Below are 24,410 nucleotides of genomic sequence, written 5' to 3' on the forward strand. Positions count from 1 at the left end.
TGGTGGGGGGCAGCTAATGAACATACTATTGAGCATAGTGTTTCAATGTCTAATAAGTAATTAATTTTAAAGAGTATAATGCAAAGTTAAAGCAGGATAACTCCTACAAAATGCTGTTGTGTGAGTTTCCTGCAAAAAAATGTTAGGAATCAATCAGGTTTGGTGTATCGAAGCTGAAGGCATAGTAGGCCTTCTTGAAATTTGATGGGATAGTTACTCCCGCGCAACGAACCAAAAGTGTTCGTGGGTATTTGTCACCGCGTTTACTTATTCGCCCAAGTCGAGGTTGTTCTGCCCACTTCCCCCAACCAGAGGCAGCCTAAACTGGGCACTATGAAGTGTTAAAAGAAAAATCAGAAGATGCTCATCGAATTGATGCTGCGTCTAATGATCAAATTCTCTTTATAGCAGCCTAGCTTTCAAATTTTCACGGACAAACGTACGCTTTACTTCTCTCACTAAATGGATAAAAAACTTGATTTTCGGCGTCTTTGAGGCTTCCCCACAAATGAGTGTGGGGGGGGGGTTAACCATGAATGCTAATTGTCGTAAGCTTGTAAGATTAGTTTTAGTATTGCAAACCGTAGCGCTGTCTGTTTGCTAAGTTGACCACTCCTAGCTCGGAATGGGGCAAAACCTTGTCAGTGGCTTTGCTAATTTAGCTTTGACGAATTATCAGGGGTATGGCAAACCAATCTAGTCTCCCCAGCAGAGTTGGGAGGGTATCAATGTCTAATTATCAAATTCAATAGCGTTGATGTATGAATAATTGATACATACCAAAGTGAGTCTCGTTTTGGCGTTATATACTGTGACGACTATCAATATAACCCTGACCGATCTAACAAGTATCAGCTATGCAGCGACGAACGTCACCGTTGCGACAAGGAGTGTTGGCCGATGAAAAGACCACTTATTGCACTACTACTTTTTTCAGTTAGTTGCACACTACAAGCAGGCTATTGCACCACCAGTAATTGGGACAAAGGAGTGGATCTGTATAAAAAGTATGAGAACGCCTACAACGCTGTTATCGATCCACATAATCAACAAATCGATATTTACAATGAGTTCGACTTCGTTGGCCATATCATCACTAGCCCAATTACCGATGGCCAGCTCTACGACTCACTCCAGAAGCAGCTCCAATTGGTTCAACAACATCAGCAATCCTTGTTCGAGCTACAAAAACAGATAAAACGAACGGAAACAGGGCTCGATAAAGCTCGTCAGTTATGGGAAAAACTGGCTGACTATTGCTACGACGAAGACAAGTATGATGACTACAAGTCTGGTCGTAATAATATGCGAATGGCAAAAGAAACTAAGGACAAAGCGAATAACATAAAAGCAAGCCTTGATAGAATGCAGAAGAAATACCAAAAAGAGATTGAGACGCTCAAAGCCATTCAACTCAACGAAAAACTCAAAGGCGAAGCACTGACTTGCAACGAAGCATGGCAGAAAACCAATCACGTGGTAGTAGACGACACTCGCTCAATTTTCTTTCAGAACTTTCTTGTCTCTCAGCACCACTCAGACCGAGATCACTCTTTCACTACTCGACCTTTCGCTATCAGCGAGTATTTCCCCGTGAGTGAAACGTTTCCCATCCACCCTTACTATGACACCGAGAAAACACAGTTACGCCAAATAAAAAAGGTCAATAAACAGATTCAAGCCATGGACAAATTTGTCTACGGGCTGAGCCAACTCGAAACAAAAGAGAGTGAGTTTTTGCACAACTTAAGCCATGACGACGTCAAACAGCTCACATACTGGCTCTCTCAGAATGCTGATGCCCTTCCTAGTGCCGTCACAAAAAAAAATTTTAGTGGCGAGCAAAAACTATCAGACAGCCAAATTACAACGGTTAAAGCCTTGGCAAACCGCTCTCTAAGCGAGCTTTTGGCGGTACGCCATAAATTTGATGTTTTCATCGATCGAGATAAGCAAAACAACAAACGGGCTTTTATCCGTTTCAACCATAGTTGTAAGCCCGGTCAAGCTTGGGAAGGCATTGCTAGTCAAGTCAACGGTCAGCCTATTTCACTTCGTTATGAGTGTCTGAAATCAGCTTACAGTGACAGCACCAGCCTCTATGCGATCCCAGAGGATGCCCAAGGGATGGAGACGCTCGTCAAAGAGTTTAAGAAAAAGGTATGGGTGGAAGTTGAACTAAGTGTCGATAATAAGCCCCATCTCACCAAGTTTTGGGCGAATGGGTTTAGCAAAGCATGGCAGTCGTTGTAATGAGCAGCAATTGCGTAAAACACTTAAAGAGCAAGCGTGGATCGATCGCTACGGCTATGAAAATACCAAATGTTGGTAGTCTACCTTAGTCTTTTGTTATGTGGTTCTTGGGGCAAACATGATGATCGCCATTCCAAGCATAGCGACTGAAACACCCACAATGTCCCATAAACTCGGACGAATGCCATCTACTACCCATAGCCACAGGATTGCCACAAAAATATAGACACCACCGTAAGCGGCATAAACCCTACCTGCTGCTGTCGGATGTAAAGACAATAACCATGCAAATAAAGCAAGGCAGAAAGCTGCTGGTACTAACAACCAAACAGATTTGTCTTCTTTCAACCAAAGATAAGGCAAGTAGCAGCCCAATATTTCTGCAATTGCTGTTACAAAGAAAAGCCCTAATATTTTGATTTCTAACAACTTAGACTCCTATCTTTGTTGCAACCGTAGACACTATACCTAACCAGGATTTCGAGCTAATGCGGCTGTAGCTCGGAATTGGACATAAGTTTGCCAGCGACTTTACTAAATTAGTAATAGGTGAATAACTACAAATATTGAAAGTCGCTCAGTTTTGTATCTAGTCTTGATGGTGTGTAACCCTCCCCAAAAAGCAAGCCACCATCGATAAATGGTTATCGCACTGAGTATTTTTCTAACATGGTTCCGCTGTAACTCTACGCGATGTGGTTCAATTGATTTGGGAACAATCTTTTCACATTTCCGCCCTAAGAAACGAAGAATGTTTAGCCGAAAGGTAATCTCCGTGGCAATTTTCTCAGGAAATGCAGAAATATCTTGGTAAGTCAGCTCCTCTTGGCTACTAGCGTCAATGACTACCTTGTTTGCGTCAGGTTTTGGTTCGGGGAGTACTGACTTCCTATGAAAACTTGAGAATGATTTCTTAGGCACAACAACCCCTTAAATTGAGACTCAATTGATAGTGTTGTGTCTAAAGTTGTTTGGAGTAGGTTTCGAGCAGGAGTGTCAAACGCATTTTCAAGCGCTATCAGGGTAGCAGTAGAAAGGGAAGGTAGAGAAGACATAATATTGCCTCCTCACGATTTTGTCGTAAACTTACCTAAGTTTAGACCATGAAAAGGCAATATCAATTTATGGTTGTTTTTACAAAATTTTCCGAAAAGTAATCGACTTACTCTTTACCGAATACGTTGTTTTCTTGCTCTTGAACGCGGATAAATGTCGTTCTCTTCGTTAGCTCTTTAAGCTTTGCTGCACCTACGTATGTACACGTTGAACGTACGCCGCCAAGGATGTCTTGGATAGTGCCGTGAACGCTGCCACGGTATGGCAATAGTACGGTTTTACCTTCAGCTGCGCGGTACTTAGCAACACCGCCAGAGTGCTTATCCATCGCTGACTGAGAAGACATGCCGTAAAATTTCATGAACTGTTCGCCGTCTTTCTCGATGATTTCGCCGCCTGACTCTTCGTGGCCAGCAAGCATACCACCAAGCATAACGAAGTCAGCGCCGCCACCGAACGCTTTAGAAACGTCACCAGCACAAGAACAGCCACCGTCACCGATGATCATGCCACCTAGGCCGTGCGCTGCATCGCCACACTCAATGATTGCAGAAAGTTGCGGGTAACCAACACCTGTCTTAACTCGTGTGGTACATACCGAGCCTGGGCCAATGCCTACTTTAACGATGTCCGCACCTGCTAGGATTAGCTCTTCACACATATCACCCGTTACAACGTTACCTGCAGAAATCACTTTATCTGGGAATGCAGCACGCACGCGTTGTACGTACTCTACTAGGTGCTCAGAGTAACCGTTTGCGATATCGATACAGATGAAAATAAGCTCATCAGAAAGCGTCATGATGTCTTTCGTTTTTTGGAAGTCCGCATCAGACGTACCAGTAGACACCATTACGTTGTTGAGTGTTGTTTTATCCGCAGATTTCGCAAACTCAGCCCAGTCATCGACTGTGTAGTGTTTGTGAACCGCAGTCATTACACCATGCTCTGCTAATGCTTTCGCCATTGCAAAGCTACCAACCGAATCCATGTTCGCCGCAATTACTGGAACGCCGGACCATTGACGACCACTGTGCTTGAATGTAAAATCGCGGGTTAAATTTACTTGAGAACGACTTTTTAAGGTAGAACGTTTCGGGCGAAACAGTACATCTTTGAAGCCTAACTTAAGTTCTTGTTCGATACGCATTGTGTAATTCCTTGATTCATAAAATTATGTGTCATATCAGAGTGCGTAGTGGAATCGTTGGCAGACGAGTTCACTGTTCTTCGGACACAAAAAAACCGGAGCGTTGGCAGACGCTCCGGTTTTCAGCATTATAGGTCGTGATTTCTTTCCTACAAGTCTGATATTTGCATTTTTTTTGTGATACCATCTTGTAAAGTTCATATTAAAAACTGCAACTTACCTGATAACTATCATCTTCATTCTATAATTCAATAAGTTATCTATCAGAAACTCACAATCGATTGCGCAAACCTTTGCGTCAAAGTTTCCACACGATCTTCCCTAACCTCAGAATAACGAGCAAAAAACACGCAGTCGAGCGCAAATCAGTAAAAATGCCTGCTATTTTCAGTGCGATAAATTTGCGACAAGAGTCACATTCCAGCAACTAAAATTCAAAGAAAGCACAAGCGGGAGTCTCTGCCGCACAGTGAATATGCTCACCTTTTAGCATTCCGAGTGAATCGCTTGCCTCAGCGTGGCGACAACATCACTGGCAATTAAACCTTGCTCTCCAAATTGTTGTGCATTGATATCCGCAGCATAACTGTGTATGACCACACCTAAACGAGCGGCAAGCACGCTCGATAGCCCTTTCGCCAATAAAGCGCCAATCACCCCCGACAATACATCCCCCATGCCGCCACTGGCCATTCCTGGATTTCCAGCCAGACAGACATACATTCGCACTCCATCATAAATCAACGTACCAGCACCTTTAAGCACGACAACGCCGCCATAACGCTCCTGTAATTGCTTTGTTGCTTTAAAACGATCGCGTTCTACATCCGTCGTGGTTACCCCTAAAAGGCGAGCTGCCTCGCCCGGGTGAGGGGTAATAATACGAAATTCATCTATCGCGACGTCAGTTGCTCCTCCGTCCGTCAACATCGCAAGAAGGTTAAGTGCGTCAGCGTCTACGACCTTCGGCTTATATTGTTGTGAGAGCATTTGATAAGAATTTATCGCCCATTCATCCATACCGAAACCGGGCCCAAACACCAGCACATCCGCCCAACGAATGCGCTGGGTAAGTTCGTTTTCCATTTCTTGTAACGCTTCCAAGGTAATACTCTGACTCATTACTTCGGGGCAACTTACTTGCAGCGGAATAAGGGAATCAGGATGAGAAATCGCGGCCGCTAAACCAGCGCCGCAACGAAGAGCAGCAGAAGCACAGAGCCGAATAGAACCGGACATCCCTTGATTCCCTCCAACACAAAGTACTTTTCCGTTATCCCCTTTATGCTCGGCGGCTTTTCTCCGGGGGAGCAGTCGACTGATAATCTGGTGATCAATACCTAAAGCACTTTCCTCTTGCACCGACTCAAATGCAACGTTGACGCCTAAGCCAGAAAAATGCAACTCACCGACATGTTCTCTTGCCTGTGCGGTACACAAACCTTGCTTAACACCAATAAAAGTGACCGTGTGATCAGCGCGAATCGCACCACCAAGCACAACACCTGTGTCTGCACTTAAACCTGAAGGAATATCGACAGCGATTACAGGGCAGTGTATTTGATTGATTTGCTCTATATAGCGCTGAATGTCTTGCCTTACCTCGCCACTTAAGCCTGTGCCGAGCATCGCATCTACAATAACATCCGCTTCAAGCAAAGCCGTATGCCAATCGTCCCAACTGCTGTTTTTACCATCCACGGATTGCCAATCTTCAAACGCTCTTAACGCATCTCCGGTCAAGGCTGTGGGATCACCCAGTTGAAATACGTTTACATTTAGCTGAGCTTGTTTTGCTATTGTGGCAAATACGTACCCATCCCCACCATTATTACCTTTACCGCAAACCACCAGCACATTTCTCGCGCGGGGATATAAATGAAGAAATCGCTCGTAAACCGCCATGCCTGCACGTAGCATGAGGCTGTACATAGAAACGCCGGCAATTTGAGCCGCAACGACTTCCCCATTCTTAACTTGTTCTGCGGTATAGAGCTTTAGAGCGTGATTAAAGTCCATTTAGACATTCTGTATTTGAAGGCACACAGAATAAGTATAGAAAAAAGCCAAGACAGTGCTTGGCTATACATCCCAGATGTTCGAGCGATTATGATTGAGAGATGATCGCTTCCGCTGTCGCGTCTTGGATAGATAGAAACAAGGAGTTTATTTTACCTGTTGGAGAGCGCATCGGGTTCAACGTAACATTCTGATACATAAACTCAGCTTGCTGGGTGACAGGACGTACATTACGGCAACAAAACAGATAAGGACGCTGACGCCAAGTAATAAAACTCCGACAACCTAAGTCATAAACAGGTTTGGTTTTTAGCTTGAACCATTCTTGTGGGATCTCCGGAAAAATATCGAAGATCGAACGCCCTATCGCTTCATGAGATTGTAAACCACTATGGTGGGTCATAAAGCCGTTCCACACTTGTACGTTGTAATCTTTATCAATCACTACAAGTCCCATATCGACATTCTGCACCATGTCGACCATCCAATGGAACTGTTCGAATTCTGCAGGCAAATTCAGCATTAGAAATCCTCCATCAAGTACGACAATTTATTGTCGAGCAACGGCAATGATTCATCGACAAACATAAACAGAAGATCACAACGGATCGAGGTGCCTTCAATGTTGTAGCTCACTTCAAATGTCATGGTACGGCTAAATGCCCCCGTCGTGGACTCTATAATGGAATCAATCGAAATATGCTGACCGAGTAATACTGGCGGGCTCTGGAAGAAACGCACTTCAGATTGCTCCCCTAGCCCATTTAGGAACGAGCCAACTAGGATGTTGGAAATATCCATCAACAGCTCAAGCTCTTCTAACTCTTCACTGTCTGCTGGTACCTTCATCAGCTTTTTTAAATCCGCAACGCTAGAGTCACTCAAAATGACAAGCGCTTCGCCTGCAATGCCCTCCCCACAAAAGCCTTGGCACACACCTGAGACGTTATCGTAAGAGGCCAAATCGCGCAACGCCATATGGAGTTCACTCACTTCAAAAATGTTCACGTTTGGCAGCGGCAATTGCACGAACACATCGAAGTGACGCGCCAAGGCATCCGCCGCACGACCGATCGAGACGTTGGCGACTTCCATATAAATATCGCGACGACGCAATATTGGCAATTCAATGATAGTCGGCGTAATCACTTGAGGACGGGATTCAGGTTGAACCAGTTCTTTTAACGCTGACTTAAGCTCATCTTGTGCGATGGGCTTTTGAATAAACGCTTTTGCACCAAGTGCGAACACTCTCTCTTTTGCTTTCGGCTGTATATCACCAGAAACGACGACAACAGGGGTCTGTATTCCTAGTCGCTGCATGTTTTCTAACGTTTCGAAACCGTCCATCTCTGGCATGGTGAGGTCAAGAAACATCAGCTTAAATTCTTTCTGCGCGAGTTCTTCAAGCGCATTTTTGCCATGAATAGCAAATGTCACATCTGCATTCAATGTTGCAGGCAGGGCTCTCGCCATTTGCTTACGAGCTAAGGCTGAATCATCACAGATAAGTACAGGGAAAGACATTCAACCACCTTCAATTATTCAACACTCTGAGCAGAAGCTCACCAGATAGTTACCATATATAATACGAAAAAAGCAACGAGGAATTCATATTTATTAGTCGCTTATCGAGCGATACGCAATATGGTTGACTGAGTGAATATAGTAAACTGTTATTTATTTAATCCGCCGTATATTTATTTGCCCGAATAGCCAGACTGATCAAATAAAATCAACTTACTTTAGGCAGTGCGTAAGTCGTGTAGTAAGGGGAATTAATAAAAATGAAAAAGCACCCTGTAAAGGGTGCCTTATTATCTTAAAAAGAAGCAGTGACCTCTATGGCACACCATGGCCTTTAGAAGCAACCCAAACTCGGTACCATTGCTCGCGTGTCAACTCAAACTCCAATGCATTCACCGCTGCATGAACGCGCTCTATTTTACCCGAACCAATGATTGGAATTGGCTTCGATGGTAAACGACGCACCCAAGCGTAAATGACTTGATCAATACTGTCAGCACCCATTTCTTGACGAATCGCTTCTAATTCATTACGAACGCGAACTGCTTGTTCCGTTTCACCGGTAAAGATGCCCCCTCCGCCAAGACATGACCACGCCATTGGACGAGTTCGCTGCATCTGCATTTGGTCGAGTGTTCCATCGTGCGCCACGGCGAAGTTCAGTGGGCTGATTTCCACTTGGTTGGTGACTAATGGTTTGTTCAAACGAGATTGCAGCAATTCAAATTGGCGTGGCGTAAAGTTAGACACACCAAAATGTTTTACTTTGCCGACTTTATGCAACTCAGCAAACGCTTCTGCAACCTCATCTGCCTCCATCAAAGCATCAGGACGATGGATCAGCAGCACATCTATTTCATCCACGTTCAGACGCTCTAACGAATTATTCACCGATTGGTAAATGTGCGCTGCACTGGTGTCATAGTGATTGATTTTACGCTCTGGGGTTTTGTCACCACACAAGTTGATATCGCACTTAGTGACAATCTGAATTTGCGAACGAACACTCTTGTCTAATGCTAATGCTTCGCCAAATAACGTTTCACATTCGTAGTTTCCGTAAATGTCCGCGTGATCAACCGTTGTAATACCTAACTCAATATGTTGCTTGAGGAAAGATAAACGCTCTTGCGCACTCATCCCCCAATCAACTGCACGCCAATATCCTTGAACCAGTTCAGAAAATTCTGGGCCGTTCGGTGCAGTCACGATTTTTGCAACCATGGGTTTTCTCCTTTTCTTAATCTGCAACCATCCTAGTCTTGTTTTGAGGCTGTCTCAACAGGTAAACTTTCGCAATTCGAACTGGAGTACGAAATATGTCATTTGCGGAACGTTTAGCCACGTTAATTGGACAAGAAAGTATCAGCGGATTTGCACGTCGTGTCGACGTTTCTGAAGCATTGATCCGAAAATACTTAAGAGGCAGTGAACCGAGCTTAACAAAAGCCAACCAAATCGCGATGCGTGCCAATTGCTCATTAGAATGGTTAGCCACAGGTTGTGGCTATTTGTATCGCCAAGCAGAAGTCGTCGATATCGAGGCGTATAAAATCGCTTACCAACACGTAATGAATAATTCGATTTCACAGAGTGAAGAGGCGAAACATCGTAAGCTCATTGCAGGCTATCAATACCTAAGAACTCATAAAAAATCAGATGGATTCTTGGACGAATCGGCGATGGTGACCTTCCTTGCACTACACAACGAAACTAAAAGCGAATAATCTTTAGTTCAATCATTTCACCATCACTGAGCAACCTAACTTTGACTCTCGGTAAGGGAGAGTCAAACTCGTCTGCCAATCGCCAATCAAGGTGTCGCTCTGCATCTTGTGGATAGCGATTGATAAATAAGCTCAGATCTTTATCAACCTGTGTCGGAGATTCCTCTTTTAACGCATTTACTACATCGAACTGTTCTTTTTCTATCACCATATTGCTCAGTACGAGCCCATCCTTTCTTAGATTTAAGATCAACTCACTGAGGGTTTGCGCTTGGTAATCGGTCAAAAAAGACAAATGTATTTCATCTTGTCGCAACGTAAGCTCACCATATAAGTGCTGCTGATAATACTTAAAGTCATCCAAGCAGTAAGCATTAACACCCGCTTGGGAATCACATTGATACCAATCTACACTCTGCTGTAACTTTTGTTGAAACTGAACAAGTGGCATATTAGACAACATTGCCAGCCACCAAACATTTTGCCCGTGGGCCTCCGATGAAAACAGTCCAGCGATGAATGTCGAACCGAGCAATAGAGAAACTGAAAATCCGTGCATGACGCTTTTTATTAACGTGAGTGAAGTGAGTATCTTTACGTCTATACTGTGACAGCGCAAGCACAAACATCAGATTTGACGCATTTAAAAGGCGCACATTTGCGTGCGCCTCAGCCTCGTAACTCAATCGTGAGTATGCGAATTGGGAAGTCTATAGATGCATCCCAAACAAACAACGAGGAATTTCTGTAGGGTTTGAATCCATCCAAATTGTGTGTGAAACCTCACATCCCTCCTATAAACAGTTATGTTGCGTTACATCTAAAGCATGGTTCATTTTGCTCAAAAAACAAGTTTTACCTATAAAAAAATATTGCATAAAATTAAACCAGCGGCCTAAGAGAGTTACGACTCAGTTGATGGATAAAAAATCAATAGTGGAAAGCTACATTGCACCTTTATTGATTAGGTCTAACCTCTGCGAGGCGTATAATTTCTTTCGTTCCTTCCACTGGCGTTTAGGAGAATCTATTAATGACCAAGCACGAGAGAATAGTGAAATCTGTATTAGCCCGCGTACCAAAAAAAGATGTAATTAATCAGTTTGTCTCTCGAGGGGCAACGCCATTTTCCGTCCTGTTTATGGCCACTATCATCGGTACTTTGGCAGGTTTGGTCGGTACATACTTTCAAATCGCAGTGAACTTCGTCTCTGAAACTCGCACTGATTGGTTAAAGAGCGAAATTGGCAACGTGCTACCTCTTTGGCTGGCTGCCATTATAATCAGTGCAGTCCTTGCTTTTGTCGGCTACTACCTAGTACACCGCTTTGCCCCTGAAGCAGCCGGGTCAGGCATCCCAGAAATTGAAGGCGCGATGGATAACATTCGCCCAGTTCGTTGGTGGCGTGTCATTCCCGTAAAATTTTTCGGCGGTGTGGGAGCATTAGGCTCAGGCATGGTGCTTGGCCGTGAAGGCCCTACCGTTCAAATGGGTGGTGCTGTCTCTCGCATGGTCACCGATATCTTCCGAGTAAAGGATGACGATACGCGTCACTCACTACTGGCTTCTGGTGCCGCTGGGGGCTTAGCCGCTGCGTTTAACGCACCGCTCTCGGGCATTATGTTTGTGATTGAGGAGATGCGTCCTCAGTTCCGTTACTCATTAATATCAATTCACGCGGTGATCATTTCTTCCATCATGGCGACTATCGTTTTCCGTGCAATCAATGGCCAAAGTGCGGAAATCACCATGCCGCAATACCAATCACCAGAGCTTCAATCACTATGGCTATTCCTGCTGCTTGGCTCTCTATTTGGTGTATTTGGCGTTCTATTTAACAAACTGATCACCGTTGCTCAAGACAGCTTTGTCGCACTACACAAAAATGATCGTAAGCGTTATTTACTCACTGGTGCAACCCTCGGGGGCGTGTTTGGCTTGCTACTGCTTTACCTTCCTCAACTAACCGGGGGCGGTATCGCTCTCATCCCTGATATCACCAATGGCAATTACTCCATTTCTCTATTGGTGCTACTGTTTGTTGGGCGTGTGGTCACTACCCTACTTTGCTTTGGCTCTGGTGCACCTGGTGGCATTTTCGCGCCAATGTTGGCATTAGGTACTCTGTTTGGTTACGCATTTGGTGCAAGTGCTGATGTTTTGCTACCCTCCCTTGCCATCGATCCCGGTGTGTTTGCGATTGCAGGTATGGGGGCGTTATTTGCCGCAACCGTACGTGCCCCAATCACTGGTATTCTGCTCGTGATTGAGATGACCAATAACTACTACCTAATTTTGCCACTCATTATTACCTGCTTGGGCGCGGTCATTGTGGCACAGTTACTTGGTGGACAACCGATTTACAGTCAACTACTGCAACGTACGCTTAAAAATGAAAAATTACGCCAGCAAGATCTCCCTGATAATCAGGCTTAAGTTAATAGTGGCACCAAATTATCTTTGATAAATAAAGCCAGTTTGGTGCTAGTTAGCGTAATTTTTTGCATCACCCTACAAATATTCGCCATCAACCTCACAAAATTCCCATTCCCTGATATTTACCGATATAGAATAAGGGTAACCATTCATTAATCTTGCTAGTATTCTGCCCATTATAGAGTAATCCACCCAAATACTGTAGATTGGCATTGAGCAACGACTTTGGGTCAGCATCGAGCAGTAGAAATTCGGAGTAGGTTTGAACTGGAGAAGACTTGTGCAATTTTATAGTGTCCCGCCATCTCAAGCGGCGTTGGCACTAGGCATGATAGGACTTGGCCAAGCATGGGCACTTTATATTCCTGAAGTTGGTGAGCCAATAAGACCGTTTCTCGCAGCCATTGGAGCGATTCTTCTTGCCCCAGTTCTGATCAAATACGCGACCAATCCTCGCCTATTTTTAGCTGATATCCGCCATCCTTTAAGTGGTAGTTTAATGGCTCCAATGAGTATGGCCTTGCTGGTTTTGTGTGACTACCTTGCCGCCGTTGCCCCTATTATTGCGTACCCATTGTGGTTTGTAGCGATACTGCTCCATTTTACGATGATGATGCTGTTCTTCGGCTTCCAGATCGTGAACTTTAAGATGTCGAACATTGTGCCAAGTTGGTTTTTATATCCGGTAGGATTAATCAGCAGCTCGCTGGCGGGTTCTCAGTTCGGCCATAATGTGTTTTCTGAAACCCTAGCGATGATGTGTATTGGCATCTACTTCTTTATGCTGCCACTCGTTTTGTATCGTTTGGTTTTCTTTGGCTCTTTACCTCGCAAAGCACGCCCGACTCTGGCGATCATGGCGGCTCCAGTGAACTTATCTCTCGCCGCCTATTTGGTTAACTTTGGCGAACCAGACCCAATTTTGACGGGCGCACTAGCTGGCATTGCGATTACGATGACGCTGCTGATTTACTTGTGTTATTTCCGATTACTACGTCTCAACTTCCAGCCTTCTATCGCGGCGGTTACCTTTCCATCCGTGATCAGTGCGATTGCCATGCATCGTTTAACCTCGTTCTTTTCGGAGTCTCACCCACATTGGCATTGGCTGCATGACTTTGGCTTTTTGGAGCTAAGTATTGCAACGATCTTGGTGGTGTGGGTATCGGTTGGTTACGTGAAAATGTATTGGCCAGAAATCGTTCATACACCCTCAAAACAAACCTAAAAAAAGGGCCGTAAATGAGGCCCCTTTGGTATCCAAATAAAGTTGATTTCCCGGTAAATCTGGCTCTATTCGAAGAACTTGGTTTTATCCGATAAATTTAGCCATGAAGTTACTAATGTTGGTCATGCTTGATGCTGCCATCACCATTACAATCGCAATACCTGTCAGCATCAGATAGGCTGGATGCTTGTAGTCACCAACAATGTCTTTTCTGCGCGTTGCCACCAACACCATGCCCAATACGATGGGTAGAATAATGCTATTAACAAGACCTGCTAGCATCAGAAGAAGAATTGGCATATCCATTATTACTGTGCCAAGCGACGTAATGATAATAAAGCCGACACACCATGCTTTTTCATTACGAGCGACGATTGGGAATAGTGTTTTAATTAGAGAAATTGCCATGTACGAGTTACCCACTACTGAGGTAATCGATGCGACGAACAACACTAAGCCAAAGATAAAATAGCCCACATCACCAGCCCCTTGACGGAAGGCATCTGCTGCTGGGTTCGATGAATCTAGCGTTGCACCTGTTGCGATGACGCCAAACACCGCCAAGAAAAGTAAGATTCGAATCACAATCGCAATGGAGATACCAGCCCATGCTGCGGTTTTAATGGCTGGGATATTCTCTTTACCTTGCAAGCCAATATCGACCAAACGCTGCGCACCTGTGTAGTAGCCACCGACAGCACCACCAACAATCGTCAGTGTTGGAAGCAGCAGGCTACCAATGTCCGTTGGCATCACAGCAGCACTTAGGGTTTCACCCATTGGTGGTAAGCTTGTCATCGCAACGTAAGCGATCAAGATGATCATAAACAAACCAAGGTAACGAGCCATTTGGTCCATGCGCTTTGACGCGTTGTGCACCACAAACAATAAACAGCCAACAACACCCGTGAACATTGCGCCCCATGTGGTGTCGACACCAGTTAGCACGTTAATACCAAGAGCTGAGCCACTTACGTTACCAAAGTTAAACGCGACCGCACCAAGCGCGAGTAGAATACCAACAGCATAACCCATACCCGGTGCGACTTTATTGGCGATATCTTGAATACGCATACCTGATACACCAACGATACGCCATAAGTTCATCACAATGCCAAACGTGATAAACATCGATGCGAACACTGGGAATGCCATGTCAATTTTGTAGATATTGGTGAAAACCGCCGTTTGGGTCAAAAAGCCCGGACCTACTGAGGTCGTCGCCATCAAGAATGCAACGCTTAGGATAGCTTTCTTTTGCCAGCTATTTTCAGATGCTTGAGTAGAAGCGGGAGTTACCGAATTGATGGTAGTTTGTGTGGTCATGCCAAGTCTCAATTTTGTTGTCTTTCTATAATTAAAAAAAGAAAGACAACTGACCGAGATCAGCTGAATTTGAGGGGTTACATGGTGAAAACAGATAGGTTTAACACCTCGCAACCGTTTTCTGGGCGCGGATATTAAAGAGATATTATGTAAGTGTCAATACAGAGTTCGATAAATGATTTTTGTCGTATCCAGTTTAATTTGTCATTTAATTTCAAATAGATAAAAAGAGGATGACAATTGTCATCCTCTTAGAAATTTACTTTTCAGCTCCACACAAGCCGCAATGATTAACGCAAGCCGTGTAAAAACTCGGCACGAGTGGCAGGGTTACTCTTAAAGATGCCACCTAACGCCGTCGTAGTCGTTTCACTGGTTGCATCCATCACGCCACGTGATTTCACGCAATAATGAGTGGCATCAATCGTTACCGCTACATCATCCGATTCTAATAACGTTTGAAGTGCGACTAAGATTTGCTGAGTCATGCGTTCTTGTACTTGAGGGCGCTGTGCGAAGAAACGTACGATACGGTTGATTTTTGATAGACCAATGATTTTACCACGCGGAATGTAAGCGACTGCCGCTTTACCATCAATGGTCACAAGGTGGTGTTCACAAGTACTGGTTACGGTGATGTCTTTCACACGAACCATCTCACTGACATTCATCTTGTTCTCGATCACGGTGATTTTAGGAAAGTTCGCGTAATCCAGACCAGAGAAGATCTCATCAACGTACATTTTCGCGATGCGGTGCGGCGTTTCTTCTAAGCTATCGTCGGTAAGGTCAAGTTGAAGGAGGCCTAAGATCTCACGCATGTGGTATTCGATCTTTTCCTTCTTTTCTTCACGGCTTACGCTATTAGGACGCATTGGCGTTTCCAAACCACGTTGCTCTAGCGCTTCTTTTACTAACTTTGCTGACTCGCTAAGACCCGACATTCCACTTCCTCTTTTGTTACTGCTGCTAAACGCCCTAAAATTTAATTCAAATTTCATTCACGCGACTAGCTTTACGCTGCCCAGTTTCGTGTCTGACAATAAGGTGCATAACAGGAGGTTACTGAGCTGATTATGTTGAGTTCCGCAGGTGATTTACCCCTTTCGGATGGCTGACAAGGATACTTGGATTTTTGAATAATTACACCCATATTTTATCGGTGGACATTCTTACTCGATCGGCTTTTTATGGTAGAGTTGCCACAAAACAAAAGAACACAGGATTTTCTCAATGGGCTGCTGCGACGCACCTGGCTTGATGCCAATTGAAGACGCGATGGATAAGATGCTATCGCGAATCAAACCTATCCAAACCACGCTTGCTCTACCCCTTGCTGACGCACTCGGTTTTGTACTGGCTGAAGACATTCTTTCTCCAATCCATGTACCGCCTTTCGATAACTCAGCAATGGACGGTTATGCTATCCGCATTCAAGATCTTGAGTTATCTTCGGTGTTGCCACTGGCGGGTAAATCTTTTGCAGGTCAACCGTTTGATGGTGAATGGCCGCAAGGCACTTGTGTTCGCATCATGACTGGCGCAAAAATCCCACAAGGGTGCGACGCGGTTATCATGCAAGAAAACACGGAAGTGACGGATGCTGGCATCCAGTTCAATCAGACTGACGTGAAGCCACAAAACAACATTCGCCCAACAGGTGATGACATCAAGCAAGGCGATATCGTCTTGGCCAAAGGCACACGTTTAACGCCTCGTGATATTCCCATGATCGCCTCTCTTGGCGTAAGCCATGTGATTGTGGTTCGTAAACCAAAGGTGGCGTTCTTCTCTACGGGTGATGAACTGAAATCATTGGGAGAGCCTCTGGAAGAAGGACAAATCTACGACAGCAACCGCTACGGCATTAAGCCACTTATCGAAAACTTCGGTTGTGAAGCGATTGATCTTGGTATCATCCCTGACTGCCCTGAAACACTCAAAGCGACATTCGAACAGGCTCAAACACTGGCAGACGTTGTGGTCACTTCTGGCGGCGTGAGTGTCGGTGAAGCGGATTACACCAAAGACATCTTAGAAGAGCTTGGTGAAATCGGTTTCTGGAAACTGGCGATCAAACCAGGTAAACCCTTTGCTTTCGGTAAGTTGAGTACAGCTTGGTTCTGCGGCCTTCCAGGTAACCCAGTTTCTGCCGTGCTGACCATGTATGTTCTCGTTCAACCTATGCTGGCAAAACTAGCAGGCCATACTGAGTGGAAAGCCCCGGAATCGATTCCTGCTATCACCAAAACTGCATTTAAGAAATCACCAGGTCGTACCGATTATCAACGTGGTGTCTACAAACTTGAAGACGGTAAATTTGTGGTAGAAACCACTGGTAACCAAAGCTCGGGCGCATTCCGCTCAATGAGCTTGGCAAACTGTTTTGTTGTGTTGGAGCGAGAGCGCGGCAGCGTTGACGTTGGCGAAACGGTTCAAATTCAGCTGTTCAACTCAACGCTATACTAGGAAGCTGCTGTGGATATTCTTTCCGATCAGGAAATGCTACGTTACAACCGTCAGATCATTTTGCGCCAGTTCGATTTTGACGGCCAAGAAGCGCTAAAACAGAGTTCGGTTTTGATCCTTGGTGCAGGTGGTTTGGGATGTGCTTCTAGCCAATACTTAGCCACCGCTGGTGTTGGCCAAATCACGCTGATTGATGATGATATTGTTGAGCTGTCGAACTTGCAGCGCCAGGTACTCCATCACGATGCCGATATTGGTCGCAAGAAAGTCGAATCAGCCGCGGATGCGCTACGAGAGCTTAACCCTCACATTACGATAAAGACCATTGCTAAGCGTCTTGATGATGCCGAACTGCAATCATTGATTGAGCAACACACGATCGTCGTTGATGCTTCTGATAACGTCGATACTCGCAATCAACTTAACCGCTTATGCTTTGCGACGAAAACGCCACTAATTTCCGGCGCTGCCATTCGTATGGAGGGGCAAGTGTGTGTATTCACTTACGATGACCCTACCCAACCATGCTACCAATGCTTAAGTGCTCTGTTTGGTAGTGGTGCCTTAAGCTGTGTGGAGGCAGGCGTGATGGCACCAGTGGTTGGTATTGTGGGCGCGGTACAAGCGATGGAAACCATCAAGGTTATCGCCAACTATGGCCAACCGAAAAAAGGCAAGATCTTGATTCTGGATGCGTTAAGTATGTCTTGGCGTGAAATGAATTTGATGAAGATGCCGAATTGTCCAGTGTGTCATTCCTAATTAACGCTCGAACTTAAGGCTTCACACAAGTGAACACTTAACGTTATTAAATAAAAATCCCAACCTCAATTGGTTGGGATTTTTTCTTGCGACTTAATCGTAAGCGTATTGACCATGACGGCTAGAGGTACCCATTATCTAACGTTAAACTAGGAAACGTCTGGCTCTTAAACATATAGTCCATCGTATCGCTAAACAGCATTGTCACTCTCAGCGCTTGATGTTGAATAAACAGCACTAAAAAAGATGTTTAGATAGCCTAAGCCCTGTATTAACCTAAAATCATATCGTTCTTTTTGAACATACTAATTTTTTGTTGTAAAACATAAATATTGCCAATGTATGGAACTCGACCTTGGACAACCCAAAAACCTATATTTTAGTTTTTTTAGGTACAGTAATTGTGCTTGCTTTTATCCTTTTGCTTACCTCCTCGAACGATCAAACTCATACCGTATCTGCGAGGGTAATAAGTAATACCCTTACACAATCGCTCGATGGGCAAAGACGCTATCTAACCATTGAGTCCGAAAATATCGGTCAACAACGAGTGTCGGTTCCAACTTCTATCACGTGTCCTGAGGGCTCAATGGCGACCTTTAGTCAAATGACAGATTCTCGCCTCAAGCAGCCGCTCACGTTTTTAAAATGCGAATGACCCACCCAATTTATCCGTTAACCATTTTATACCTTATTAAGGAAGGAGTTAGCTATGCCAGCGTTAATTAACGTCCATGAACTGAAAGGCCTGCTCGGTCAGCCTAATGTAAAACTCCTTGATGCTAGTATTACCTTCCAGATCCCTTCTGAAAGCGAAAAAATCAAAGATAAATGGATCCCAGGCACCCTACGTTTTGATTACGACAACGACTTTTGCCTACCTAACTCCAATCTGCCCCACATGATGCCGACGGAACAAGGCTTTAATAGCAGTGCTCAACAACTTGGATTGAATAACGAAGATTTGATCGTGGTATACGACAATTCCGGTACTCTGGCTGCACCTCGTGCATGGTGGATGTTCAAAGCGATGGGGCATAACAATGTGAGAGTGCTCAACGGAGGGTTACCAGCATGGATAGCCGCTGGATTTCCTATTGTCGATAAGTTGGAACAACCGCACCAGGTAGGTGGCTTCTCGGGACGCTTATCTGATACCGCATTTCTCGATGCTCAATCCGTATTGGCTCACTCTAAAAACCGAAGTGCCAATATTGTTGATGCCAGATCGAAAGCCCGCTTTTTCGGTGAGGTGCCTGAGCCTAGAGAAGGTCTACGCAGTGGGCATATTCCTCATGCGGTGTGCTTGCCATTTCAAGAGTTGTTAACCAACAACCACATTAAGCCAACATCAGAGTTACAGCCGATCGTGAGTGCATTACCCATTGATAAAGGGCAGCCGACTATTTTCAGCTGTGGCTCTGGTGTCACGGCTTGTATCGTTTTGCTTGCGGCTTATGTGTGCGGCTACCACAACCTGTCTGTCTACGATGGCTCATGGACAGAATGGGGGGCGGATACTTCATTACCCCTTGAATGCTAGCAGCAAAAATAAAGCCGTCGTGGTATGCGACGGCTTAACTTAGTGAATGTTACTCGCTACTTCTGCATTTCTTGGTACATCACTTCAACCAACTCCCCTTTCGGATCGCCTGAAAGTTCCCAAGTAAATATTCCGCCTAGGTTCGCTTGCTTTGCCCAATCGGCTTTCGCTTTGATGAAAACGTCTGCGCCCATGCCCCACTAGCTGCGATCCGTCACATGCAAGTCGGTGGTGTGTCCGGTTTCTTGGCCCTAGCCTCCTAGGAAGTCATACGTCATGGCAAACATATTGGTTAAGTAGGGCTGAGCCGCTTTCCAATCGATGCCTGCGGCTTTTGGACCAACACCCACCGCAGTCGATAACTCGTACTCTCGCTTGATTTGCTTAGCCAGCACATCTAAGTCACCACGTAAGGTTTTTACTAGGTAAGTAAACGCATCACGTTCTAGCACCTTTTGCTCATCAGAAAGCTTGGTATCCGGGTTCCAAGGCGACGTAGTTAAACCGCCACCACCCGGGTATTCCCAATCCAAATCTATGCCATCAAAGAAATCTTACTTTGCAATCAACTCGACAGCCGTTTTAGACAACTGATCCATTGCTTGCTGGTTTTTAGCCATCGCGTGGAAAGGTTCGGACATCGTCCAACCACCAAACGACGGGAGAATTTTCAGATCAGGGTGTTGCTTCTTCAGTTCGGCTAATTGTGCGAAATGTCCCTTGTATGGCACGTCCACAGAAACCGGCCCAAAGTTTTTTTCAAGTGCCGCCTCGGCATCGACCAAAATCGCCGTATACGGTTCTTTACCTTCACAGTGCTTTGCAACGAGCTTTTGAATATTTTCCGAGGCACCAGTGTGAGGACCACACATACTTAAAAATGCGTAGATAATGTGAGTCAGGCTATCAGCCGAAATGTCTTTGACCGTGTAGGGGTTGTCTGCATTTACGTACTGCCAATCGGCAAAATAGCCTGCCACGACTTTTTGCTCAGCTTCTGCAATAGCGGCAGCCCCGTAAATAATGCAGCTGCGAGAAGTGTCTTTTTCATCATTTCCTCCAGAGTAATCAACTACAAATTACCCCTGAGGATTATTTTTAACTTGGAAAAGAAATTAGGCTGTGGGTCATTTATAAATCCTCACAGCCAAATTACACTAGTTGTATATTATTTGTGCTAAACCTCTGATGTACTGTTGCTGTGCATCTGCTCATCCAAGTTAAGAACCGTCAGTGCGTTACTCACACTGGTTGCAATCACATCGATGGCTCCGGTTCTTAAAGCACCAAGTAGCGCCAATGGTTTACTGTTTTCTGCCGCAATCGCAATAACTTCTGCAATTGGTCGAAATTCTTCAATGCCTAAGCCGATGACTCGGTCACTCATCACTGTGTTTGCAACGTTACCGTGAATATCAAAGAAATCGTAGCCTGCGAAGTCTCCTACCACCCCTTGCATCAAACGTGATTGCACGACTTCATCTGGTGTAAACCAACCCAAGTCGACCATGTAACTGTTTTCGCTCATGTCACCGATACCAACGAGTGCCACGTCAGCTTTACGTGCTAAGTCGAGCGTTTGTTTTACTGTCGCGTTTTGCATAAATGCAATTTTCTGCTCTCGATTCTCTGCATAAGCGGGGGCGTATAAGGTTTCAGAGGTACCGCCGTATTTCTTCGCGAACTGTCGGCAAATGTGGTCAGCATTAAACATACCGCCACGAGGGTGAATACCACCAATGCCACAGACAAACTTACAGTCACGCGGGGTAATTACACCAATATGGTGAGCGACAGAAGAGACATTACGCCCTTGCCCAACCGTGACTACCATGCCGTTTTTCAGCGTGCTGGTTAGGTAATTAGAAACCAAACCCGAAACCTGTAAACGCTGCGCTTCTTCATTGGGTTGATCTAAAGCGACCAAAGCGCGTTTAACACCAAAGCGTTCAATCAAACGCTGCTCAATCTTGGCGCTGAATACTGGGTGGTATTTTACTGTAATTTCCACAATGCCTTCATCTCGTGCTTGCTTCAGCATTCGGCCTACTTTGGCTCGTGAAATTGCAAATTTTTTCGATATCTCTTCCTGAGTCGCACCATCTTGGTAGTAGGCAACGGAGATCTCCGTTAACAAATCCGTATTTTCAACGGAGATATCTTGATTAGAACTGCTCATGTTTACTCTCACCGTTTAGTGGATTGGCATTATATGCAATAAGTGAGCATCTGCTCATTGACTTAGCATATGTTAGCCGACAATGTATGCGCTACATTTGCTCACCGCAATAACTTTTTCTCAGTTGCATTTTTTCATTTAAGAATGCGTGTTCAAGCCTTGAGCAATAAGGGCAAACGTTTATACCGGTCTACTTCTGAACGCGCAATAAAAAAACGTTGATGAACGTCACTATACTTCGCTTTCACCGATTGACTTTCGACATGGATAGGATAAATATGAACACATCATTTACTCAACTGTCGAGCAAATGCTCATAACAATTGTTCGATAACGAAATTTTCCGTAGTTGGCTGAGCAGATGCCTCGTCCATTATGATGAGACGATTCGCCGACACGCTTGCAAATGCACAAGCTGTGGTGCTGAACCCACACTTAAGCCCATTTATATAGGATGACCGATTATGAGCAACAAGTTAGCGCAACTTCGTAAACTAACGACTGTAGTAGCGGACACTGGTGAGATTGACGCAATCAAAAAATACCAACCAGAAGATGCAACAACGAACCCATCTCTTATCCTGAAAGCAGCTCAAATCGAAGAGTACGCACCTCTGATCGATGCTTCAATTGAATACGCAAAATCGCAAAGCAATGATAAAAGTCAACAAGTACAAGACACTTGTGACATGCTTGCGGTAAACATCGGTAAAGAAATCCTAAAAACGATTCCAGGTCGTATCTCTACAGAAGTAGATGCTCGTTTGTCTTACGACATGGAAGGCAGCGTAGCGAAAGCACGCCAGTTAGTGAAAATGTACAACGATGCGGGCATCACTAACGATCGTATCCTTATCAAGCTGGCTTCTACATGGGAAGGCATCCGCGCTGCTGAGATCCTAGAAAAAGAAGGCATCAACTGTAACCTAACCCTTCTATTCTCTTTCGCTCAGGCTCGTGCTTGTGCAGAAGCTGGTGTATTCCTAATCTCGCCATTCGTAGGCCGCATTATGGACTGGTACAAAGCGAAAGAAGGTCGTGATTTCGAAGCTCAAGAAGATCCTGGTGTTCTATCTGTGACAAGCATCTACAACTACTACAAAGAATACGGCTACAAAACCGTAGTAATGGGTGCAAGCTTCCGTAACATCGGCGAGATCCTTGAACTTGCAGGCTGTGACCGTCTAACTATCGCTCCAGCTCTACTTGCTGAACTAGAAGCCGCTGAAGGTGAAGTCGTTGAGAAACTCGTTGACTCTAACGGTGCGAAAGAGCGTCCTGCAGCGATGACTCATGCTGAGTTCCTATGGGATCACAACCAAGACCCAATGGCGGTTGAGAAGCTGGCTGAAGGTATCCGTAACTTCGCAGTAGACCAAGGCAAACTTGAAGCAATGATCGAAGCTAAGCTTTAATTGCTTACCAAAAGCGAGTAGCCAGTCTACTCGCTTTTAGCATCAGCGTTTTATTCAAAAAATTCTATTTGAACTTGTTCCGACGAGTTCCCTCTATTTAAATCAAATATCGAGAAGTAACTACTATGGATCGCTCTCTTCTTACACGAAAGTACCTTGCAAATGCAATCCGTGCACTAAGCATGGACGGTGTTCAACAAGCTAACTCTGGCCACCCAGGCGCACCTATGGGTATGGCTGATATCGCTGAAGTTCTTTGGCGTTCTCACCTAAACCACAACCCTGCTAACCCAGAGTGGGCAGACCGAGACCGTTTCGTACTGTCTAACGGCCACGGCTCTATGCTGATTTACTCTCTACTGCACCTGAGCGGTTACGAGCTGTCTATCGATGATCTTAAGAACTTCCGTCAGCTTCACTCTAAGACTCCTGGTCACCCAGAGTATGGCTACGCACCAGGTATCGAGACCACGACTGGTCCTCTAGGTCAAGGCATCACTAACGCTGTTGGTATGGCTATGGCTGAGAAAGCGTTAGCCGCTCAGTTTAACAAAGAAGGCCACGATATCGTTGACCACTTCACTTACGTGTTCATGGGCGACGGCTGCCTGATGGAAGGTATCTCGCACGAGGCATGTTCTCTTGCAGGTACACTAGGTCTAGGCAAACTGATTGCATTTTGGGATGACAATGGCATCTCTATCGACGGTCACGTTGAAGGCTGGTTCTCCGACGATACACCTAAGCGTTTTGAAGCGTACGGCTGGCACGTAATTCCAGCAGTAGACGGTCACGATTCAGAAGCAATCAACGCGGCTATCATCGCAGCTAAAGCCGACCCTCGCCCTACGCTTATCTGTACTAAAACTATCATTGGTTTTGGTTCACCAAACAAATCAGGTTCACACGATTGTCACGGTGCTCCACTAGGTGCTGAAGAAATTGTAGCAACACGTAAAGAATTAGGTTGGGAGCACGGTCCTTTTGAAATTCCGCAGGAAATCTACGCCGAATGGTCAGCGATCAAGACAGGCGCAACTAAGGAAGCTGCGTGGAACGAGAAATTTGCAGTTTATGAAGCAGCGTACCCTGAGCTGGCAGCTGAATTTAAACGCCGCGTAAACGGTGACCTACCTGCACAGTGGGAGGAGAAAGCAAGCCAAATCATTGCCGATCTTCAAGCTAACCCTGCAAACATCGCATCACGTAAAGCGTCTCAAAACGCACTAGAAGCGTTTGGTCAAATGCTTCCAGAATTCATGGGTGGCTCTGCTGACCTAGCGCCTTCTAACCTAACCATGTGGTCTGGTTCTAAGTCT

20 protein-coding genes and 1 pseudogene are annotated in these 24,410 nt (G+C 45.2%); 10 read left to right on the forward strand and 11 right to left on the reverse strand.

From position 1 onward, the window contains the following. Nucleotides 1–900 precede the first annotated feature (900 nt). Nucleotides 901–2,253, forward strand: a complete 1,353-nt coding sequence (locus ACVA54_RS12495; protein ID WP_446649655.1) for a hypothetical protein — start codon at nt 901–903, stop codon at nt 2,251–2,253. 96 nt (nt 2,254–2,349) lie between these two features. On the opposite strand, the gene ACVA54_RS12500 is transcribed toward ACVA54_RS12495, so the two are convergent. The 6 genes from ACVA54_RS12500 to ACVA54_RS12525 form a co-directional block, all read right to left on the reverse strand. Then, the gene (locus tag ACVA54_RS12500) at nt 2,350–2,682 is read right to left on the reverse strand and encodes a YnfA family protein (protein WP_065577358.1); all 333 of its coding nucleotides are present in this window, start codon (nt 2,680–2,682) and stop codon (nt 2,350–2,352) included. 733 nt (nt 2,683–3,415) lie between these two features. Then, entirely contained in the window at nt 3,416–4,459 is a 1,044-nt protein-coding gene (locus ACVA54_RS12505; protein WP_446649656.1) for a GMP reductase, read from the reverse strand. 486 nt (nt 4,460–4,945) lie between these two features. Continuing rightward, a complete protein-coding gene (locus ACVA54_RS12510) occupies nt 4,946–6,478 on the reverse strand; it encodes an NAD(P)H-hydrate dehydratase (RefSeq protein ID WP_119464617.1) in 1,533 nt (510 codons plus the stop codon). A gap of 88 nt (nt 6,479–6,566) precedes the next feature. Next, nucleotides 6,567–7,001: a PAS domain-containing protein gene (locus ACVA54_RS12515; RefSeq protein ID WP_099081159.1), complete on the reverse strand. Its 435-nt coding sequence runs from the start codon at nt 6,999–7,001 to the stop codon at nt 6,567–6,569. Continuing rightward, nucleotides 7,001–8,005 (reverse strand): response regulator, encoded by a 1,005-nt coding sequence (locus ACVA54_RS12520; RefSeq protein ID WP_099081158.1) that lies wholly within the window; start codon nt 8,003–8,005, stop codon nt 7,001–7,003. Before ACVA54_RS12520 ends, ACVA54_RS12515 begins: the two co-directional genes overlap by 1 nt. 315 nt (nt 8,006–8,320) lie before the next feature. Then, nucleotides 8,321–9,229, reverse strand: coding sequence for an aldo/keto reductase (locus tag ACVA54_RS12525; protein WP_119464616.1), 909 nt, complete (start codon nt 9,227–9,229; stop codon nt 8,321–8,323). A gap of 95 nt (nt 9,230–9,324) precedes the next feature. Here ACVA54_RS12525 and ACVA54_RS12530 point away from each other — a divergent pair, with 95 nt between their 5' ends. Continuing rightward, the gene (locus ACVA54_RS12530; protein ID WP_099081156.1) at nt 9,325–9,732 is read left to right on the forward strand and encodes a helix-turn-helix domain-containing protein; all 408 of its coding nucleotides are present in this window, start codon (nt 9,325–9,327) and stop codon (nt 9,730–9,732) included. On the opposite strand, the gene ACVA54_RS12535 is transcribed toward ACVA54_RS12530, so the two are convergent. After that, on the reverse strand, nt 9,719–10,195 hold the full coding sequence (locus ACVA54_RS12535; RefSeq protein WP_446649657.1) for a hypothetical protein: 477 nt from the start codon (nt 10,193–10,195) through the stop codon (nt 9,719–9,721). The genes ACVA54_RS12530 and ACVA54_RS12535 overlap by 14 nt on opposite strands. Nucleotides 10,196–10,765: 570 nt before the next feature. On the opposite strand from ACVA54_RS12535, the gene clcA reads away from it, so the two are divergent. Both clcA and ACVA54_RS12545 read left to right on the forward strand, forming a co-directional pair. Then, nucleotides 10,766–12,169 (forward strand): H(+)/Cl(-) exchange transporter ClcA, encoded by a 1,404-nt coding sequence (gene clcA / locus ACVA54_RS12540; protein WP_446649658.1) that lies wholly within the window; start codon nt 10,766–10,768, stop codon nt 12,167–12,169. Between the two features lie 262 nt (nt 12,170–12,431). Beyond that, on the forward strand, nt 12,432–13,397 hold the full coding sequence (locus ACVA54_RS12545; protein ID WP_446609003.1) for a TDT family transporter: 966 nt from the start codon (nt 12,432–12,434) through the stop codon (nt 13,395–13,397). A gap of 84 nt (nt 13,398–13,481) precedes the next feature. On the opposite strand, the gene ACVA54_RS12550 is transcribed toward ACVA54_RS12545, so the two are convergent. Both ACVA54_RS12550 and folE read right to left on the reverse strand, forming a co-directional pair. Then, a complete protein-coding gene (locus tag ACVA54_RS12550) occupies nt 13,482–14,723 on the reverse strand; it encodes an NRAMP family divalent metal transporter (RefSeq protein ID WP_119464614.1) in 1,242 nt (413 codons plus the stop codon). 290 nt (nt 14,724–15,013) lie between these two features. Next, nucleotides 15,014–15,667 carry a GTP cyclohydrolase I FolE gene (gene folE, locus ACVA54_RS12555; protein WP_099081151.1) on the reverse strand — a complete coding sequence of 218 codons (654 nt, stop codon included), beginning with the start codon at nt 15,665–15,667 and terminating at the stop codon, nt 15,014–15,016. A gap of 289 nt (nt 15,668–15,956) precedes the next feature. On the opposite strand from folE, the gene moeA reads away from it, so the two are divergent. The 4 genes from moeA (at nt 15,957) to ACVA54_RS12575 (ending at nt 19,497) form a co-directional block, all read left to right on the forward strand. Then, nucleotides 15,957–17,192: a molybdopterin molybdotransferase MoeA gene (gene moeA / locus ACVA54_RS12560; RefSeq protein WP_446649659.1), complete on the forward strand. Its 1,236-nt coding sequence runs from the start codon at nt 15,957–15,959 to the stop codon at nt 17,190–17,192. Between the two features lie 9 nt (nt 17,193–17,201). Then, complete coding sequence (gene moeB / locus ACVA54_RS12565; RefSeq protein ID WP_099081149.1) at nt 17,202–17,954, forward strand: molybdopterin-synthase adenylyltransferase MoeB; 753 nt, start codon at nt 17,202–17,204, stop codon at nt 17,952–17,954. 355 nt (nt 17,955–18,309) lie between these two features. Continuing rightward, nucleotides 18,310–18,612, forward strand: a complete 303-nt coding sequence (locus tag ACVA54_RS12570) for a hypothetical protein (protein ID WP_446642724.1) — start codon at nt 18,310–18,312, stop codon at nt 18,610–18,612. Between the two features lie 54 nt (nt 18,613–18,666). Further along, entirely contained in the window at nt 18,667–19,497 is an 831-nt protein-coding gene (locus ACVA54_RS12575) for a sulfurtransferase (protein WP_099081147.1), read from the forward strand. A gap of 56 nt (nt 19,498–19,553) precedes the next feature. Here ACVA54_RS12575 and ACVA54_RS12580 read toward each other — a convergent pair. Further along, nucleotides 19,554–20,548: pseudogene (locus ACVA54_RS12580) on the reverse strand (glycosyl hydrolase family 18 protein). 126 nt (nt 20,549–20,674) lie between these two features. Continuing rightward, nucleotides 20,675–21,676 carry a sugar-binding transcriptional regulator gene (locus ACVA54_RS12585; protein WP_446632674.1) on the reverse strand — a complete coding sequence of 334 codons (1,002 nt, stop codon included), beginning with the start codon at nt 21,674–21,676 and terminating at the stop codon, nt 20,675–20,677. 464 nt (nt 21,677–22,140) lie between these two features. On the opposite strand from ACVA54_RS12585, the gene tal reads away from it, so the two are divergent. Together tal and ACVA54_RS12595 are read left to right on the forward strand one after the other, a co-directional pair. Further along, a complete protein-coding gene (gene tal, locus ACVA54_RS12590; protein ID WP_099081143.1) occupies nt 22,141–23,091 on the forward strand; it encodes a transaldolase in 951 nt (316 codons plus the stop codon). A gap of 125 nt (nt 23,092–23,216) precedes the next feature. Continuing rightward, the coding region (locus ACVA54_RS12595; RefSeq protein ID WP_446649660.1) for a transketolase family protein at nt 23,217–24,410 on the forward strand (1,194 nt) is incomplete at its 3' end.

The sequence above is a fragment of the Vibrio sp. PNB23_22_6 genome (genome assembly GCF_052877535.1).

Bases quoted from the DNA above. Each gene is read 5' to 3' on its own strand.
- ACVA54_RS12515 (WP_099081159.1), bottom strand. From the start codon at position 7,001: ATGCTGAATTTGCCTGCAGAATTCGAACAGTTCCATTGGATGGTCGAC.
- ACVA54_RS12530 (WP_099081156.1), top strand. From the start codon at position 9,325: ATGTCATTTGCGGAACGTTTAGCCACGTTAATTGGACAAGAAAGTATC.
- folE (WP_099081151.1), bottom strand. From the start codon at position 15,667: ATGTCGGGTCTTAGCGAGTCAGCAAAGTTAGTAAAAGAAGCGCTAGAG.
- ACVA54_RS12495 (WP_446649655.1), top strand. From the start codon at position 901: ATGAAAAGACCACTTATTGCACTACTACTTTTTTCAGTTAGTTGCACA.
- ACVA54_RS12550 (WP_119464614.1), bottom strand. From the start codon at position 14,723: ATGACCACACAAACTACCATCAATTCGGTAACTCCCGCTTCTACTCAA.
- ACVA54_RS12525 (WP_119464616.1), bottom strand. From the start codon at position 9,229: ATGGTTGCAAAAATCGTGACTGCACCGAACGGCCCAGAATTTTCTGAA.
- ACVA54_RS12520 (WP_099081158.1), bottom strand. From the start codon at position 8,005: ATGTCTTTCCCTGTACTTATCTGTGATGATTCAGCCTTAGCTCGTAAG.
- clcA (WP_446649658.1), top strand. From the start codon at position 10,766: ATGACCAAGCACGAGAGAATAGTGAAATCTGTATTAGCCCGCGTACCA.
- ACVA54_RS12505 (WP_446649656.1), bottom strand. From the start codon at position 4,459: ATGCGTATCGAACAAGAACTTAAGTTAGGCTTCAAAGATGTACTGTTT.
- ACVA54_RS12575 (WP_099081147.1), top strand. From the start codon at position 18,667: ATGCCAGCGTTAATTAACGTCCATGAACTGAAAGGCCTGCTCGGTCAG.
- ACVA54_RS12535 (WP_446649657.1), bottom strand. From the start codon at position 10,195: ATGTTGTCTAATATGCCACTTGTTCAGTTTCAACAAAAGTTACAGCAG.
- tal (WP_099081143.1), top strand. From the start codon at position 22,141: ATGAGCAACAAGTTAGCGCAACTTCGTAAACTAACGACTGTAGTAGCG.
- ACVA54_RS12510 (WP_119464617.1), bottom strand. From the start codon at position 6,478: ATGGACTTTAATCACGCTCTAAAGCTCTATACCGCAGAACAAGTTAAG.
- ACVA54_RS12585 (WP_446632674.1), bottom strand. From the start codon at position 21,676: ATGAGCAGTTCTAATCAAGATATCTCCGTTGAAAATACGGATTTGTTA.
- moeA (WP_446649659.1), top strand. From the start codon at position 15,957: ATGGGCTGCTGCGACGCACCTGGCTTGATGCCAATTGAAGACGCGATG.